Source organism: Aliivibrio logei, from assembly GCF_001691055.1.
GTDB lineage: Bacteria > Pseudomonadota > Gammaproteobacteria > Enterobacterales > Vibrionaceae > Aliivibrio > Aliivibrio salmonicida.
This window is the reverse complement of the sequence record NZ_MAJU01000011.1, coordinates 271043-288721: the sequence shown is the minus strand read 5'-3', so window position 1 is coordinate 288721 and position 17679 is coordinate 271043. Positions and strand designations below refer to the sequence as shown.

The following is a 17679-nucleotide window of genomic DNA, read 5'->3' as shown; positions in this document are numbered from 1 at the left end:
TTCAGTAATAAATTACATAGATCACATTTTTATTATTCGTTTAATTAATAAGCGTGAGTTGAATCAAACTTGCTCAATCATGATATGTAACCGGTTACTGAAACCGGTTACATTAATTTCAGGTTAAATTAATTCGCATGTTTAAAATTCAATTCAGGGGTGAAAAATGAGTACGCAAGCGGCAACTATGCAAAGCACAATAATGGAGAAGGTAAATAAAATCCTTCCTAAGCTTTTAAAGGTAGTGAATTCAAAACCAATTGTAGCCATTAAAGAAGGCTTCATGTTAACCATGCCATTGACAATCATTGGCTCGGTATTCTTGTTATTGGCCTTTGTTCCTATTGATGGCTATGACCAATTTATGGCGGGAATTTTTGGTGCTGAATGGTCAACACCATTGTTTCAAGTTGTTGGCGCTACTTTTGATATTTTGGCACTGATTGGAGCTTTTGGTATCGCTTACACTTACGTTAAATATGAAGGGCACAATGGCGTAAATGCGGGGGTATTAGCCATTGTGTCTCTTCTTATTGTGATGAACGCTTTTGTTGTGGCGCCAGATGGTGTGACGCATATAGGTGGTGTGATACCAAAAGCCTTCCTAGGTGGTAAAGGCATGATTGCAGCTATTGTTATTGGTTTAGTTGTTGGCATGATTTACTCAATGGCCTTTAACCGTAATTGGGTGATTAAACTGCCAGACAGCGTGCCTGAAGGTGTATCTAATGCCTTTAAATCATTGATTCCTGGCTTTATTATTATCACTCTTGCTTTCTTAACGTACATATTCTTTGAAGTGGTGTTTGAAAGAACCTTTATTGAAACCATTTACCATATTATTCAAACACCGTTACAGAGCATGTCTGATTCATTTTTTGGTGCAGTAGGTATTGCTTTACTTATCTCTTTACTTTGGTGGTGTGGTGTTCATGGGCCAGTCATTGTTATGGGTATCATGGGACCTATCGTTACAGCCAATGCACTTCATAATCAATCTATAGTGAATGCAGGCGAAGCTCTTATTGCTGGTGAGAATGGAAAAATAGTGACCAACCAATTTGTTGACCAATTCATTACTGTTGGTGGCTCAGGTCTAACGTTTGGCTTGGTGTGTTGTATGGTGCTATTTGCCCGCTCTGTTCAGTTTAAGCAATTAGGTCGTCTCTCTTTTATTCCAGGCATCTTTAATATCAATGAGCCCGTAATTTTCGCAACACCAATCATCTTTAACCCAATTATGTTTATTCCATTTGTTACTGCTCCAGTGCTGTCAGCAATCATGGTTTATACCTCAATTAACATGGGGTTTGTTGGACCATTCACGGCCGTTCAAGTGCCATGGACAACGCCAATAGTATTGAGTGGATTTATTGTTGGGGGGTGGAGTGCCGCTGTATTACAAGTCGCAGTCTTCTGTATGACGTTATGTGTGTATTTCCCATTCTTTAAGTATCTAGACAAATTAACGGCGCAAGAAGAAGCTAAATCAACAGCGCCAGAAACAGAATCTGTAACAACGACAGCAACAGCTTAATTGAAATTTATTAGATTATTATCGAGGTTATTATGAAAAAGATTTTACTACTATGTGCAGCGGGCATGTCTACATCAATGGTTGTTAAAAAAATGCGAGAAGCAGCGGCACAACAAGGATTGGAGATTCATATCGAAGCTCATGGTGTTGAGACCATTCAAGATTATTTAGCTGAATATGATTTATTTTTATTAGGGCCACAAATCCGCTTCAAGAAAGATGAGCTTCAGAAATTGGCAGATGAAGTAAATAAAAAGGTAGAAGTCATCGACATGATGGATTACGGCATGATGAAAGGCGACAAGATCCTTAAAGATGCATTGGTACTTTTAAGTTAATCATATTCTAGGCCTAAGAAGACTTAGGCCAATACAAACATCAGTTGGCTATCGATTTGTTAGCAGCAGTAGAGCAGGAATTCGAGATGAAATTTGCAAATGATTTTTTATTAGGCGCAGCAACGGCTTCTTACCAAATAGAAGGCGCATGGGATCAAGATGGAAAAGGTCCAACAAACTGGGATGAGTTTACTAAAATTCCAGGGAAAACCTTTGAAGGAACTAATGGCGATATCGCAATTGATCATTACAATCGTTATAAAGAAGACATCGCATTAATGGCTGAAATGGGCTTAGAGTCTTATCGCTTTTCAATCTCTTGGGCTCGTATTTTTCCAAATGGCACCGGTGAGATTAATCAAAAAGGAATCGATTTTTATAACAATGTCATTGATGAATGTTTGAAATATGGCATTGTTCCTTTTGTCACTTTATATCACTGGGACTTACCCTTAACGCTAGAAAAAGAAGGTTCATGGTTAAACAAAGCAACCTGTGATGCGTATGTTGAGTTTGCAAAGCTATGTTTTAATGAGTTTGGTGATCGTGTTAAACATTTCATTACTTTTAATGAAACCGTTGTGTTTTGCGCATTAGGCTATATGGCAGGCGCACACCCACCAGGGATTCAAAATGATCCTAAGAAATATTTTCAAGCGACGCATAATGTATTTTATGCACACGCTAAGGCGGTGATTGAGTATAAAAAACTGAATCAATTTGGTGAGATTGGCTTGAGTCATGTATTTAGCCCTGCATTTGGGGTCGATGATTCAGAGGCGAGTCACTTTGCCGCAATGCATGCGAACCAATTTAGTATGAATTGGTTCTATGATCCTATCCTATTAGGTAAGTATCCTGAATACGTGGTTAAGCAACTACAAGAAGAAGGTAACTTGCCTGATTGGACTGATGAAGAACTACAAACTATTTTTGAAGCCGCACCGTTGAATGACTTTATGGGACTGAATTACTACCAACCACAACGTGTTGAAAAAATTGAAAGTGGTATGGGAATTCGTAAAATCACTCGTGAAAATTCGACTGGTTCTCCGGGCAACCCAAGTTACGATAATGTATATCGCACAGTTAAAATGGACGATAAAAAATACACTAAATGGGATTGGGAAATTTCACCTGAAGGGTTTGTTGCTGGGCTTGAAATGATAAAAGAGCATTATGGTCAGATCAAACTGTACATTACAGAAAATGGATTGGGTGATGAAGATCCGATTATTGATGGTGAAGTGTGTGATATTCCGCGAATCAATTTTATTAAAGATCATCTAGGTGCAGTAAAAGAAGCGGTTCGTCGTGGTGTTCACATTAAGGGGTATTACGCATGGTCAGCGATTGATTTATTGAGCTGGTTAAACGGTTACAAAAAGCAATATGGGTTTATTTATGTTGATCATCAAAATGGACTAGAGCGTAAGAAAAAAGCGTCTTTCCATTGGTTTAAAGATGTTATCGCGACTCGTGGTGAAAATATCTAGCGTTATATTAGAAATGGGAAAGTCGAATTATGGCAACGTATTTATCGTTTGATATTGGTGGAACAGACATTAAGTTTGGCGTGTTGAATGAACACGGCCACATTCTAGAGCAAGGCAAGGTGCAAACTGAGTCAAGTGGGGAGCAAATCATTCAAACCATTGTTGATATAAAAGAACAATGGTCTACACGATATACGTTTGATGGTGCGGCTTTCTCATTACCTGGTTTTGTTGATGTAAACACGGGGTATTTAAAAACTGGTGGAGCCATTAATGATTTTTATGGATTTCAATTTAAAGAGGTAATGGTTGCAAAATTGTCATTACCGGTTGAATTAGAAAATGACGTTAATTGTGTGGCTTTAGCTGAAAAGTGGCTTGGTAAAGCACAATCGGTTGATAATTTTATCTGCATTACTATAGGTACAGGTATCGGTGGTGCTATCTATATCAATAATCAAATGGTTCGAGGTCATGGTTTCATGGCGGGTGAATTTGGTTATATGTTCACAAAGAATATATTTGATACTGAAGATAAAGCGACAGCAACAATGAGTTTTACCGCATCAGTAAGAGAAGGACTTAGACGACGATATTCTAAATTAAAAAATATTAATAGTATTGAAAATTTATCAGGTAAAGATATATTTAAATTGGCGGAGTCTGGAGATAATATTGCAATTAATATTATTGATGACTTTTATAAGAATATAGCCATTGGTTTATATAATTTAACGTTTATTTTAAATCCAGAGAAAATAATCATTGGTGGTGCAATAAGTAATCGAGATGATTTAATTTCAAATATAGAAAATAAATTTGAAGAGATTATACAAACTCAACCATCAATAAATAAATTTAATGTTAAAGAGTTAGTCACTATTGAAAAAAGTACGTTTAATAATGACAGCGGATTAATTGGATCTGTTTATCACTTTTTATCAATGACCAATCAAATTAAATAGGAATAAAGCGATGTTAGTCGGTGAAGAACTAGAAAGCACGGTAATGGAACTGATCATTAATGCTGGTGAATCAAAATCATGCGCAATGGAAGCCCTTCGAGCTGCAAAATCGGGTGAATGGGATAAAGTTGATGAGTTATTAAAACAATCAGCAGAAGCATCAAAAAAAGCTCATGATGTGCAAACGCAGTTAATTGGTCTTGATGAAGGGGAAGGTAAAGTACCGGTAAATTTAATTATGGTGCATGCTCAAGATCATATAATGACTTCTATGCTTGCAAAAGAAATGATCCAAGAGTTGATTGAGATCCATCGAGTTTTGTAAAATAAATAATAAAGTGTATTTAGCGTAATAACTTAGCTATTATTACGCTAGTTCTTTTTGGGTGTATTTGGTGGGTGAATGGCAACAATTAATGATGTATGTAAGCTTGCTGGTGTTTCTAAAGCGACGGTTTCTCGTGTAATGAATGGGAAGGGGCCGGTAAAGGAAGAAACCAAAAAACTGATTTTTGATGCAATGGAGACATTGAACTATAAACCGAGCCTCGTAGCTCAAGCATTGGCAACAAATAGTTCAAATAGCATTGGTCTTATTGTCTCTTTCTTTGATGGTTATTATTTTGGTATTTTACTCAAAGAAGCAACAAGAATTGCAGAAGAATCAGGTAAGCAGTTAATTGTTACTGATGGTCACAACCAACTTGAAACCGAAATAGAAGCCATTAATTCATTAGTTTCTAGAAAGTGTGATGCTATTTTAATTTATAGCCGAACCATGACAGCGACTGATTATTGTAAGATCCAAGAAACACTACCTATTCCTTTAGTTGTTATCAATAGAACATTACCTGATGGGCTAGGGCATGCTGTTGCTTTTGATCAATATGATGCAAGTCGAATGGCAATAGAGCATCTTATTGAATTAAAACATAAAAATATTGCAATTATTACTATTAGTTTGGCTTCAAGTACCGGACAAATAAGATTACAAGGTGCGAAAGAAACACTAGAAAAACATGGTGTACATTACGATGAGAGCTTAACCATCGTGAAGCATGGTAAGTTGGAAGATGGTTATCAAGCGTGCAAAGAATTATTGAGTAAATCAGATAAAATTACCGCTATATTTTGTTTTAATGATCATTTAGCTCTAGGGGCAATAAAGGCATTAAAAGAAATGAACCTGCGAGTACCTGAAGATATTTCAATTGTAGGTATTGATAATGATGAGATATCCGCGTTCTTATCTCCTGCATTAACAACCATTAATGTTCCAATACAAGAAATAACACAACTAGCAATGAATAAAGCATTAGCGTTAATCTCGGATAAAGAAATCAAACCAACAACCGAAGTATTAACTGGCGAACTTATTATTCGTGATTCTAGTATATATAATAAAAACCAGTAACTAATATAAATATCCGTACGTAGATATGATTCGTTCGGATTTAACTATTCTTTTTAAAGCACAAAAATAAAATATATATGAATATAAAAGCCATGTGATTAACTTAATAGTTAACACTTTCTGTGTTTGAATATATTTAAGTAAGTGTTTGATAATTAAATAGAGAATAAATGAATAACTTTAATTAGTGCATTTTTGCATTGATTTGTTTTTTGCTGTCTAAATATTTAAAGGAATATAAAATGAAGTTATTACCTGTTGCTTTTGCTGTTACAGCTGCACTTTCTTCACCAATCATTTTGGCTGAAACAGAATTGCTAGATAATATCCAATTAGATGATCAACAACCCTTAGTTATTTCTCCGGAAACAGACATACCTGATGGCATTGTATTTTCAGGGTACGCTCGTTATGGTTTTCACTTTTCAGATGACACAGAGAAATACGTTTCTGCTGATGGTCAATTGATTGGAAATGCTACGGGTCGTTTAGGTAACGAAAGTAATGGGGGGGAATTTCAATTTGCTAAAGGATTCGTCTCTGATAATGGTACGATTTGGGATGTCGTTTTAATGTTAGAGCATTGGGGTGATGAAGTTGGTTTGAAAAAATTCTATGCGGGGGCTACGAATGTTTTTGAATCACAACCTAATGCTTATATTTGGGCTGGCCGAGATTTCCATAATCGTCCTCAAACAGGGTTAAATGATTACTTTTGGATGCAGAATGATGCTCAAGGTGCTGGTATTAAAAACCTTGAATTTGGCAGTGTAAAATTTGACATGGCAGCGGTTGCGCAAGTTGATGACAATGGCGGTACTGGTGATAGCGGAAATTATGCGATTACCTCTAAATTGCATGATATTAACCTGACAGATGCATTAGCATTATCACTGTATGCTAACTATGGTTTCTCTTCTAAAAATACAGAGACAGATAAAGATACGCAAACATGTACGGGCACTGGGCTGGATAAACAGTGCTATGTGGATGATATTGATTCATACCAATTAGCCATTCAACTTGATCATACTTATGGTGCAATGACGAATCAGTTTGTTACTCGTTATGGCAACAATGTCGATAATAATATCTTTAATAAAACGGAAGATCTCACTACGTTGCTTATGCAGTTAGAAGGTAAGTTGGTTATTAGTAATCAAACCAATATTGAATATTTAGCAGGTTATCAATCGTTAGAAGATAAAAATGCAAGTCAGGATGACCGAGCGAACTACAGTGCAATTGTCCGACCAACATATGCATGGAATAGTATTCATTCTACTTGGTTGGAAGCGGGTTATTCTGTGGTTGATTTTGATAATCAAAGTGGACAGAACGACGCGTGGAAAGTCACACTATCTCAAAATATCAGTTTTGATATGGACTCAGGAGCACGCCCAATGTTGAGATTCTATGCAACGGTTGGTGATTCAAATACTGAAGTAGATTTAACTCGCGGAGAAACCGGTAAGCAAGACACATTTGCAGTGGGTGCAATGTGGGAGGCGTGGTGGTAATTATCATCGTATAACTTAAGCTCTTAAGTGGGTAGCATTGAGTTACTACCCACTTATACCGTTTGTATTAAAACTCACCATCAATACGATATGGAGGTAGATTAAATTTAGCGGCTTTAAATCCAACCATGATCAATTTCCCCGTATAGTGATCATCACCAATGGAAGAAAATTCAAATTCATACGTAGTATAAAGGCGCTTTTTTCCACTAGGTAGACGAAAACCATAAGAGCCTCTTGCGACACTTAATAGTTGTAATTCCATTTTTTTACAATAATGTTGAATTGCTTGGTTAGCAAATTCTGATTGTCTTCGTTGCTGCCAAAATAGAAAGCAAAAAAACGTTAAGCCGAGTATCGCAAAGAGATTCTCCATTTTTATTCACTCTTCGTATTTTGCTGTAGTTTGACTAATGCTTGAGCCAGTTGAGAGTCGGCATCACCGTGTAGAATTTGTAACATACACATACGTAATGTTGGTTGCATTACGAGATCGGCAAACAGTTGATTAAAGAGTTGCTGATCACCGGTTTGGGCCAAACGAAGTAAAAATTGATTCGCAATAGCAATGTCTTCTAATCCTCCCCAGCAACGCCCTGCAATTGCGACTAATACTTCAGGGTGGCTTAATCGTTCACTACGTAGAATTTGAGCTAATGCTTCAGAAAGGACCTTTTTAGGTGCGCCAGAAAGGGCGCGAATGTGGGCTGATAATAAAAATAAATCAGCAGCATCTGAGTCGCAAAGATCATTAATGATTTCAAGTTGTCTTTGAGCTAGTTTTTCTGGCAATTTAATGTGCTCTAAGCACCCTAGCGTTGCGTATAAAACTGTATTTGGTAGGTGGGTTAATGCGTTACGCAGTGCGACTGAGTTATTGTCTTTATCTAGATTTGCACATACATCAGCTAACCCTTGAACGCCAACCGATTGCCAATTAGTCCAACCATTATTGCCAGAAAGATAGGTTTTCGCATGTTCGTAATATTGACTCATTGGCTGTTTTAAGTCAGCGCGTAAGAGGCTATGAAACATCGCCATCTTGTCATCTTTAGGCTTAAACGTGTATGGATTGTTGGACAGATTTTGTTGTTGATCTTCATTTAACTCACTGCTTAGTGAGACACCAATCGCTTCAATTACATACTTAATAAAATTACCTACATCAGCTTGTTGCAACAGACTGCGTTCATCTAGAGGTAGTTTTAAAAACCAAATCCAAGGTTGTTTTGTTTCATTCCAATAAGCGATAGCTAAGTGAGCATGACGTTGCAAAGGAAAAAGATAAGGTTGTTGTGCCGCTTCAATTGACTCAAATTGTTTACTGTCAATGCGTTGGACACGACGACCTAAATCATAAATAGCATACTCACAATTGGACTGTTGGATTAGTTGGCTAAGCGTATAAATCTGTTCCATGATATATCTTATTCAATGGTTAATGCTTCGATTATACCCAACCGTTGATAAGATGGTATCCTTTGTCATTAAAAGTATTAGAGAGTGCGAGAACAATCGGTTATGACAACTTCATTATCATTAACGGTGTTATTAAAGCAGTTAACTGAGCAATTACAGCATCATGGTCATTGGCAGACAGCAACTCCGTCTTTGTCTGCGTTGGCGAGTACAGAACCTTTTGCTATTGATACGTTATCTTCAACAGAGTGGTTGCAGTGGATTTTTATCCCTAAGATGTTTATTTTAATCGAAAATGGGCACCCATTACCGAAAGAATTCTCTATCGCGCCTTATATCGAAGAAGCATTGAAAAATCAAAAAGGCACTACTGAGATCATAGGTATTTGCCAGAATATTGATAAGTTAGGTAAGATTTTGTGAACATTAATAAACACAATATAAACACTGAAGCGTTGAGCGAACATGAAGAAAAACCAAAGCCGATTGAATTAGAGATAGTGTATCGAGATGACGATTTGATAGCCATTAATAAACCGGCAGGAATGCTTGTTCACCGCTCATGGCTTGATAAACATGAAACCGTATTTGCGATGCAAACATTACGAGATCAAATTGGCCAACATGTTTTTCCATTACACCGCTTAGATAGACCTACATCTGGCATTTTGTTTTTTGCGTTATCAAGCGCGGTGGCTGCTCAATTTTCACCGTTATTTGCAAGTCGAGAAATTAAAAAAACGTATCATGCTATTGTGCGTGGCTGGATAGAAGAGGGGGATATTCTTGATTACCCACTTAAAGAACAATTAGATAAAATTGCGGATAAAAAGGCGTCAAAAGACGTTGAGGCAAAAGAAGCAATAACGGAATATAAACCCTTAGCTAACGTTGAATTACCCTATTCAACAGGTAAATTCCCAACCAGTCGATATTGCTTGATGGAATTAAAGCCGCATACAGGCAGAAAACATCAGCTACGTCGTCACATGGCGCATTTACGCCACCCAATTGTTGGGGATACGACTCATGGCGATAGCAAACATAATCGATTATTTCAAAATAATTTAGATAGTCACCGTTTATTATTACACGCGTCTGAATTGAGTTTCATTCATCCGAGCACGAATAAGCATGTTGTAATAAAAGCGAGTGTTGGTGAAAAGTGGAATAAACTAATGGTTGATTTTGGGTGGGAAATTGAGCTGTGATCGATCATCAATAACATCGAGATAATAAAAAAGGGAAGTGAATAAATTCACTTCCCTTTTTTTAATTCAATTTTCAATCAATGACAATTATGTCGTCAACGCGTCTATTTAGTAAGAGCTTCGCTGCCGTTGTCACGGATTTTTTTAAGCATAGACTTAACCATACGTGGGCTACCAGCAACTAGGTTACCTGTTTTCATGTAGTCAGTATTACCAGTGAAGTCAGTACAGATCACGCCAGATTCACGAGCGATTAGGTCTGCTGCTGAGATTTCCCAAGGCTTAAGACCTAGAGCGAAGAAACCATCAATACGAGCTGCTGCTAAGTAACATAAATCTAGAGAAGGGCAACCAGAACTGCGGATATCAGAACATTCAACAAACATTGCGCCTAGGATTTTTGTGTAGCTTTCAGCGTGTTGTTTTTGACGGTAAGGAAGACCTGTTGCAAGAATGGTTTCATTCATGTCTTTTAATTCTTGCACACGCATACGTTGGTTGTTGCGTTGAGCACCAGAACCACGTTGAGCTGTGAATAATTCATTACGGATTGGATCGTATACACAAGCAACTTCTGTGCGACCTTTAATGCGAACAGCAATAGAGATAGCGAAGTGTGGGATACCTTTAACGAAGTTAGTAGTGCCATCTAATGGGTCAATGATCCATTGAACGTCAGCGTCTCTGCCTTCGATTAGGCCAGACTCTTCAGAAATGATGCTGTGATCAGGGTAAGATTTCTTGATCATATCAACAAGCATATATTGAGCATCGTTTTCGATGTTCGTAATAAACTCATTATTGCCTTTTTTTGTTGTTTCAATTTTGTCAGTTTGCTCAAAAGATTTAGCAACAAAGTCACCGGCTTTACGCGCAGTACGTATAGCAATATTTAGCATTGGATGCATAGTTATATCCCAAAAGATGTTAAAGAACAGAAATCGGCCGCGAGTATACATAAATTAATAATTAAAAGGAAGCGTTTATTTTTTGTTCAGTTCGTGTCTTTATTATGAAAAAAGCGATTACAGGTTAAAATCTCTGGTATATAAAGAAGAAAGGGATATTGCTTTATGGTAGTATCCGGCGGCTCTTTTCATCATATGGAAAAATAACATGTTAGATAGAATTCGTATTGTCCTTGTTGGTACTAGCCATTCAGGAAACATTGGGTCAGCGGCTCGTGCCATGAAAGTAATGGGCTTAACTAATATGGTATTAGTTGCGCCTGAATGTGAAGTTGATGGTCAAGCCATCGCATTAGCTGCCGGTGCAAGTGATATTGCGAATCGAGCGCGTATTGTTAGTACATTAGATGAAGCTATCTCTGATTGTGGTTTAGTTATTGGGTCAAGTGCTCGTTCAAGAACACTCGAATGGCCAATGTTAGAACCAAGAGAAGCGGGCGTCAAAGCAATAGAAGAAGCGCCGTCTCATCCTATTGCGTTTGTATTTGGTCGAGAAAGAGTTGGATTAACCAATGAAGAATTACAGAAATGTCATTTTCATGTATGTATTCCAGCAAATCCTGAATACAGCTCATTAAATTTAGCAATGGCAGTGCAAACAATTAGTTATGAAGCACGTGTTGCTTGGTTAGATAGTCAGGCGTATAAAGGTGAATCTAAAGAAGCGGAATATCCTTTAAATAACGAATTAGAATTATTTTATGAGCACCTTGAAAAAGTGATGACGGATACCGACTTTATTAATAAGGCTCATCCAGGACAAGTAATGAATAAGATGCGCCGCATGTTTAATCGTGCTCGTCCTGAAATTCATGAATTACGTACATTACGCGGTATATTAACTGCGGTAGAAAGAAGCTCAAATCTTAAAAAATAGATGCAATTAGAATACTTGACTAAAATAGTAGGATAAATACTTGACCAAAATGGTCAGGTATGGGAAACTTCATTCCATACGAATAGTGTGGGTATGAGGTAACTTATGAAATTAACTTCGAAAGGAAGGTATGCAGTAACGGCAATGCTTGATGTTGCACTGCATGCTCAAGAAGGGCCTGTGCCACTTGCCGATATATCGGAACGACAGGGAATTTCATTATCTTATCTTGAACAATTATTCTCTAAATTACGTAAAGCTGGTTTAGTTGCTAGTGTTCGAGGTCCAGGTGGTGGTTATCGCTTAGGATTAAAACCAGATGAAATTGCGGTTGGAATGGTTATTTCGGCGGTTGATGAATCGGTTGATGCAACTAAGTGCCATGGTAAAGAAGGTTGTCAAGGTGGCACGCGTTGTTTAACGCACACATTGTGGCGTGATTTAAGTTCACGTATCAGTAGCTTCTTAGATGGTATAAGCCTTGGTGAGCTGATGGTTGATAATGAAGTTCAACAAGTATCAGATCGACAAAACATCGATGCAGCCTTAAATAATGGGTTAGTAACGAATTCAAAATTAACAAATTCTGTGGGTGTTAATGTCCGCTTTTGACGGTCAAACGTCTGTATTCTCGGAGATGAAAATGAAACTGCCAATTTACTTTGATTATTCGGCGACTTGTCCTGTTGATAAGCGCGTAGCCGATAAAATGGTTCAACATATGACTATGGATGGATGCTTTGGTAACCCAGCATCACGTTCACACCGTTACGGATGGCAGGCTGAAGAAGCAGTAGATACTGCTCGTGACAATATTGCTGCTTTATTAAATGCCGATCCACGTGAGATCGTATTTACATCAGGCGCTACAGAATCAGATAACCTTGCAATTAAAGGTGCTGCGCATTTCTATCATAAGAAAGGTAAGCACGTAATTACATGTAAAACTGAGCATAAAGCGGTTCTTGATCCATGTCGTCAACTTGAGCGCGAAGGCTATGAAGTAACGTACTTAGACCCAGAATCAAATGGTTTGGTTGATTTAGCTAAATTAGAAGCAGCAATGCGTGAAGACACGGTTCTTGTTTCTATTATGCACGTAAATAATGAAATTGGTGTGATTCAAGATATCACGGCAATCGGTGAACTTTGTCGTTCACGTAAAATTGTTTTCCATGTAGATGCGGCGCAATCAGCGGGTAAAATCCCACTTGATGTACAAGAAGTGAAAGTAGATTTAATCTCACTTTCTGCTCATAAAATGTATGGCCCTAAAGGCATTGGTGCATTGTACGTTCGTCGTAAACCACGTATTCGTTTAGAAGCACAAATGCATGGTGGTGGCCACGAACGAGGTTTCCGTTCTGGTACATTAGCAACTCACCAAATTGTTGGTATGGGTGAAGCCTGTCGTATTGCAAAAGAAGAGATGCAAAAAGATTACGACCATTGCCTAGCAATGCGTGATCGTCTTCTTGATGGTGTTAAAGATATGGAAGCGGTACACATTAATGGTGATTTAGACCAACGTGTACCACATAACTTAAACATCAGCTTTGAGTTTGTTGAAGGTGAATCATTGCTAATGGCATTGAAAGATCTTGCTGTTTCTTCTGGTTCAGCATGTACTTCAGCGAGTCTTGAACCATCGTATGTATTGCGTGCATTAGGCTTGAATGATGAATTAGCACACAGTTCAATTCGTTTCTCTTTTGGTCGTTATACAACGGCAGAAGAAATTGATCATGCAATTACACAAATTAGCCAGGCAGTAAATAAACTGCGTGATATGTCTCCGTTATGGGATATGTACAAAGAAGGCATCGACTTAAACACGGTTGAGTGGGCACACCACTAAACACGGACGTTTCAGAATTTAGAGGTATTTATCATGGCTTATAGCGAAAAAGTAATCGATCACTACGAAAACCCACGTAACGTAGGTTCATTTGAAAAAGATGATCCATCAGTTGGTAGCGGCATGGTTGGTGCTCCAGCGTGTGGTGACGTAATGAAATTGCAAATCAAAGTGTCTCCAGAAGGCATTATTGAAGATGCAAAATTCAAAACATACGGTTGCGGTTCTGCAATTGCGTCAAGCTCATTAGTAACTGAATGGGTTAAAGGTAAAACTCTTGACGAAGCTGCTGCATTGAAAAATGCTGAAATTGCAGAAGAGCTAGAATTACCACCAGTAAAAGTTCACTGTTCAATCTTAGCGGAAGATGCAATTAAAGCAGCGGTACTTGATTACCGTAATAAGCACTAAGATTAAGCAATCTAATAAAGCGTTTTGTTTGTAATATAGTAAAGCGCTTTGTTATCTAAGTAGGTCATTATTAGTTAATGACATCCATGACCACAAAACAAATATAGTAAAGGTTGTAGTATGGCCATTTCAGTAACCGAAGCAGCAGCAAGCCGTGTTCAAACATTTCTTGAAAACCGAGGAAAAGGCATTGGTCTACGTTTAGGCGTAAGAACCTCTGGTTGCTCTGGTATGGCGTATATTCTTGAGTTTGTTGATGATCTAAATGAAGAAGACGAAGTCTTTGAAAAGTTTGGTGTAAAAATCATCATCGATCCAAAAAGTTTAGCTTATATGGATGGCACTGAATTAGACTTTGCCAAAGAAGGTCTAAATGAAGGCTTCAAGTTCAACAACCCTAACGTAAAAAGTGAATGTGGGTGTGGTGAAAGCTTCAACGTATAGAGCATAACGTTAACTATGAATCATTTTGAATTATTTGGGCTACCAAACCAGTTTGAACTGGATGGTGGCCTTCTTTCTGCTCAGTTCCTTGAATTGCAGAAACGATTCCACCCCGACAATTTCGCGACCTCTTCAGAGCGTGACCGCTTGCTTTCCGTTCAAAAAGCGGCACAAATCAACGACGCTTATCAAACGCTTAAAAATCCAGTCACTCGTGCAGAGTATATATTATCAGAGCAAGGACATGACATTCGTGGCGAACAAACCACAATGCAAGATCCTATGTTTCTAATGCAACAGATGGAGTTACGAGAAGATCTCGAAGACTTGCTATCAAGTTCAGATCCTGAAAGTGCACTGTTTGATTTTTCAGAAAATGTTTCTGCAATGCGTAAAACTCAATTAGCTGAATTAAAGCAGCAATTAGAATCCGAGTTATGGCAAGAAGCGGCACAAAGCGTTCGTAAACTTAAGTTTATTGATAAGCTAAACCAAGAAGTCGAAAAGTTAGAAGATAAATTATTAGGTTAATCTTTGTTAGATTAACTAAGTGAAGGATATTACCGATGGCATTTCTACAAATTTCTGAACCTGGACAAAGTGCTGCACCGCATCAACATAAGTTAGCGGTTGGCATTGATTTAGGAACCACTAACTCGCTGGTAGCCTCTGTTAGAAGTGGTGAAGCGAATACATTGCCCGATATGAAAGGTAACGTGATTCTTCCATCTGTAGTGCAATATCAAGATGATAAAATTTGTGTAGGTGCTAATGCTTACCAATCGGCTGCTTCTGATCCTCAAAATACCATTATTTCAGTAAAGCGTTTAATGGGCCGTTCATTGAAAGACATTCAGGCTCGTTATCCTGATTTACCGTATCAATTTACGGAAAGCGATAATGGGTTACCTGTTATCCATACTACTCAGGGTGATGTTAATCCAATTCAAGTGTCTGCTGAAATTTTAAAATCATTATCCAATCGCGCAGAAGTCACTTTAGGTGGCAGTCTTGAAGGTGTCGTAATTACGGTTCCTGCCTATTTTGACGATGCTCAACGAGCAGGAACAAAAGATGCAGCAACACTTGCGGGTTTAAATGTTCTACGTTTATTAAATGAACCAACGGCCGCAGCGATTGCTTATGGTCTTGATTCTGGTCAAGAAGGTATTATTGCGGTTTATGACCTTGGTGGTGGTACGTTTGATATTTCAATATTACGTTTATCAAAAGGTGTATTTGAAGTACTAGCTACAGGGGGCGACTCAGCACTCGGTGGTGATGATTTTGACCATGTACTATCCCAATGGATTAAAGATCAAGCAGAAATTACGACGGCCCTTTCTAATCAAGAACAACGTGAGCTTTTGACATTAGCAACAGAAACCAAAGTCGCATTGTCAGATGCAGATTCAGTCACGGTTTCTTTTAAAGAATGGTCAGGCACTATTACGGTTGATATCTTTAATCAATTAATTCAATCATTAGTAAAGAAAACACTAATGGCGTGCCGCCGTGCTCTTAAAGATGCCGATATTAGTTCTGAAGACGTAATGGAAGTGGTCATGGTTGGTGGTTCAACAAGAACACCTATCGTTCGACGTTCTGTTGGTGATTATTTTGCTAAAACACCATTAACCAGTATCGATCCTGATCAAGTGGTTGCTATTGGCGCAGCCATTCAAGCGGATATTTTAGTGGGTAATAAACCAGACGCAGAAATGTTATTACTCGATGTAATTCCACTGTCTCTGGGTATTGAAACCATGGGGGGATTAGTTGAAAAAATCATTCCTCGTAATACCACAATCCCAGTAGCTAAAGCACAAGAATTTACGACTTTTAAAGACGGTCAAACAGGCATGATGGTTCATGTTGTTCAAGGTGAGCGTGAAATGGTTGAAGATGGACGCTCATTAGCGCGCTTCTCATTGAAAGGCATTCCTCCAATGACAGCTGGTGCTGCACATATTCGAGTGACTTACCAAGTGGATGCCGATGGTCTTTTATCTGTTACGGCAATGGAAAAAAGCACTGGTGTTCAATCTCATATTCAAGTTAAGCCATCTTATGGTTTGAGTGATAATGAAGTCGCTACAATGTTAAAAGATTCTATGACCTATGCAAAAGATGATATGAAAGCACGAGCACTGGCTGAGCAACAAGTTGAGGCCGATCGTGTTATCGAAGGATTAGTCGTAGCGTTAAATAACGATGGTGATGCATTGTTATCGAAAGAAGAACAAACAGTAATATTACAAGCAGTTGAAGCGTTAATTACGGTACGTAAAGGTACTGATACGCAAGCAATTGAAGACGGAATTAAACACGCTGATGAAGCAAGCCAAGAGTTTGCAGCGCGTCGAATGGATGCCTCTATTCGTGCCGCATTAGCTGGTCAATCTATTGATGAGGTATAGAAATGCCAAAGATAATTGTTCTACCACACAGTGAATTATGTCCTGACGGCGCAGTGCTTGAAGCGAATGAAGGCGATACCGTTTTAGATGTTGCATTAAAAAATGGTATTGCTATTGAGCATGCATGTGAAAAATCATGTGCCTGTACAACGTGCCACATTGTTATTCGTGAAGGGTTTGATTCATTAGAAGAAAGTGATGAGCTTGAAGATGACATGCTAGATAAAGCATGGGGTCTAGAGCCTGAATCTCGTTTAGGTTGCCAAGCAAGAATGGCAAAACAAGATTTAGTGGTAGAAATTCCAAAATATACACTAAACTTAGCATCAGAAGAGCATTAATTTTAACGAATTAATTAGCCTCTTCTAAAAAGGTAAGGGATGAGATGTGAGTAATAGCTTACCCCTCAGAACTTACCTTTTTTTATATTAGTAAGTTAATGGTATCAACATAATTTAAGGATGTGATTATGAGCTTAAAATGGATAGATTCTCAAGATATTGCGATTGAATTAGTAGAAAAATACCCAGAAGTTGACCCTAAAACGGTTCGCTTTACGGATTTACTTGAGTGGATATTGGAATTGGATGATTTTGATGACGATCCAAAGCACTCAGGAGAGAAGGTATTAGAAGCTATCATTCTTTGTTGGATGGATGAGTGGGATTAGTCTTAATGAAGGATCTCGTCTGAAATATATGAAATATCAGCAATTGGTTGGCTCCATCTCTTAGAATTAACCTAAGTTCCTTGAATCATGGGTTCAAAGTAGGCAAATTGACTTAAAAATCGAACGTTCTG

21 protein-coding genes are annotated in these 17679 nt (G+C 38.1%); 18 read left to right on the top strand and 3 right to left on the bottom strand.

What is annotated here, in order from left to right; genetic code table 11:
- The first annotated feature begins 166 nt into the window (after positions 1–166).
- From A6E04_RS11870 to A6E04_RS11840, 7 genes are all read left to right on the top strand, one after another.
- Positions 167–1537: a PTS sugar transporter subunit IIC gene (locus A6E04_RS11870; RefSeq protein WP_065611477.1), complete on the top strand. Its 1371-nt coding sequence runs from the start codon at positions 167–169 to the stop codon at positions 1535–1537.
- Positions 1538–1569: 32 nt separating this feature from the next.
- The gene (locus tag A6E04_RS11865) at positions 1570–1875 is read left to right on the top strand and encodes a PTS sugar transporter subunit IIB (RefSeq protein ID WP_017023002.1); all 306 of its coding nucleotides are present in this window, start codon (positions 1570–1572) and stop codon (positions 1873–1875) included.
- A gap of 86 nt (positions 1876–1961) precedes the next feature.
- Complete coding sequence (locus tag A6E04_RS11860) at positions 1962–3371, top strand: glycoside hydrolase family 1 protein (RefSeq protein ID WP_065611475.1); 1410 nt, start codon at positions 1962–1964, stop codon at positions 3369–3371.
- 29 nt (positions 3372–3400) lie between these two features.
- Complete coding sequence (locus tag A6E04_RS11855; protein WP_065611473.1) at positions 3401–4336, top strand: ROK family protein; 936 nt, start codon at positions 3401–3403, stop codon at positions 4334–4336.
- Between the two features lie 10 nt (positions 4337–4346).
- Positions 4347–4661 (top strand): PTS lactose/cellobiose transporter subunit IIA, encoded by a 315-nt coding sequence (locus tag A6E04_RS11850; protein ID WP_065611471.1) that lies wholly within the window; start codon positions 4347–4349, stop codon positions 4659–4661.
- Between the two features lie 78 nt (positions 4662–4739).
- Complete coding sequence (locus tag A6E04_RS11845; RefSeq protein WP_065611469.1) at positions 4740–5750, top strand: LacI family DNA-binding transcriptional regulator; 1011 nt, start codon at positions 4740–4742, stop codon at positions 5748–5750.
- A 242-nt stretch (positions 5751–5992) separates the two neighbouring features.
- Positions 5993–7270 (top strand): carbohydrate porin, encoded by a 1278-nt coding sequence (locus tag A6E04_RS11840; protein WP_065611467.1) that lies wholly within the window; start codon positions 5993–5995, stop codon positions 7268–7270.
- A 67-nt stretch (positions 7271–7337) separates the two neighbouring features.
- Here the strand turns inward: A6E04_RS11840 and A6E04_RS11835 are convergent, their stop codons facing one another.
- Positions 7338–7646, bottom strand: a complete 309-nt coding sequence (locus tag A6E04_RS11835) for a DUF3301 domain-containing protein (RefSeq protein ID WP_012549515.1) — start codon at positions 7644–7646, stop codon at positions 7338–7340.
- Positions 7647–7648: 2 nt separating this feature from the next.
- A complete protein-coding gene (locus tag A6E04_RS11830; protein ID WP_065611465.1) occupies positions 7649–8689 on the bottom strand; it encodes a DUF3549 family protein in 1041 nt (346 codons plus the stop codon).
- A gap of 102 nt (positions 8690–8791) precedes the next feature.
- On the opposite strand from A6E04_RS11830, the gene A6E04_RS11825 reads away from it, so the two are divergent.
- Both A6E04_RS11825 and truC read left to right on the top strand, forming a co-directional pair.
- Positions 8792–9112 (top strand): YqcC family protein, encoded by a 321-nt coding sequence (locus tag A6E04_RS11825; protein ID WP_065611515.1) that lies wholly within the window; start codon positions 8792–8794, stop codon positions 9110–9112.
- Positions 9113–9144: 32 nt separating this feature from the next.
- Positions 9145–9900: a tRNA pseudouridine(65) synthase TruC gene (gene truC, locus A6E04_RS11820; RefSeq protein WP_175365431.1), complete on the top strand. Its 756-nt coding sequence runs from the start codon at positions 9145–9147 to the stop codon at positions 9898–9900.
- A 104-nt stretch (positions 9901–10004) separates the two neighbouring features.
- On the opposite strand, the gene suhB is transcribed toward truC, so the two are convergent.
- Positions 10005–10808, bottom strand: coding sequence for an inositol-1-monophosphatase (gene suhB / locus A6E04_RS11815; RefSeq protein ID WP_023603716.1), 804 nt, complete (start codon positions 10806–10808; stop codon positions 10005–10007).
- 208 nt (positions 10809–11016) lie between these two features.
- On the opposite strand from suhB, the gene trmJ reads away from it, so the two are divergent.
- The 9 genes from trmJ to iscX all read left to right on the top strand — a co-directional run bounded on the left by trmJ (position 11017) and on the right by iscX (position 17548).
- On the top strand, positions 11017–11745 hold the full coding sequence (gene trmJ / locus A6E04_RS11810) for a tRNA (cytosine(32)/uridine(32)-2'-O)-methyltransferase TrmJ (RefSeq protein WP_023603715.1): 729 nt from the start codon (positions 11017–11019) through the stop codon (positions 11743–11745).
- A 105-nt stretch (positions 11746–11850) separates the two neighbouring features.
- Positions 11851–12357, top strand: a complete 507-nt coding sequence (iscR, locus tag A6E04_RS11805) for a Fe-S cluster assembly transcriptional regulator IscR (protein ID WP_012549521.1) — start codon at positions 11851–11853, stop codon at positions 12355–12357.
- Positions 12358–12388: 31 nt separating this feature from the next.
- The gene (locus A6E04_RS11800; RefSeq protein ID WP_023603714.1) at positions 12389–13603 is read left to right on the top strand and encodes an IscS subfamily cysteine desulfurase; all 1215 of its coding nucleotides are present in this window, start codon (positions 12389–12391) and stop codon (positions 13601–13603) included.
- Positions 13604–13636: 33 nt separating this feature from the next.
- Complete coding sequence (gene iscU / locus A6E04_RS11795; RefSeq protein WP_012549523.1) at positions 13637–14014, top strand: Fe-S cluster assembly scaffold IscU; 378 nt, start codon at positions 13637–13639, stop codon at positions 14012–14014.
- Between the two features lie 120 nt (positions 14015–14134).
- Positions 14135–14458 carry an iron-sulfur cluster assembly protein IscA gene (gene iscA, locus A6E04_RS11790; protein ID WP_012549524.1) on the top strand — a complete coding sequence of 108 codons (324 nt, stop codon included), beginning with the start codon at positions 14135–14137 and terminating at the stop codon, positions 14456–14458.
- Between the two features lie 15 nt (positions 14459–14473).
- Entirely contained in the window at positions 14474–14989 is a 516-nt protein-coding gene (gene hscB / locus A6E04_RS11785) for a co-chaperone HscB (RefSeq protein ID WP_012549525.1), read from the top strand.
- Positions 14990–15024: 35 nt separating this feature from the next.
- Positions 15025–16878 (top strand): Fe-S protein assembly chaperone HscA, encoded by a 1854-nt coding sequence (hscA, locus tag A6E04_RS11780; RefSeq protein WP_065611463.1) that lies wholly within the window; start codon positions 15025–15027, stop codon positions 16876–16878.
- 2 nt (positions 16879–16880) lie between these two features.
- Entirely contained in the window at positions 16881–17219 is a 339-nt protein-coding gene (fdx, locus tag A6E04_RS11775; RefSeq protein ID WP_012549527.1) for an ISC system 2Fe-2S type ferredoxin, read from the top strand.
- 128 nt (positions 17220–17347) lie between these two features.
- Positions 17348–17548, top strand: a complete 201-nt coding sequence (gene iscX / locus A6E04_RS11770; protein WP_012549528.1) for a Fe-S cluster assembly protein IscX — start codon at positions 17348–17350, stop codon at positions 17546–17548.
- Positions 17549–17679 lie beyond the last annotated feature (131 nt).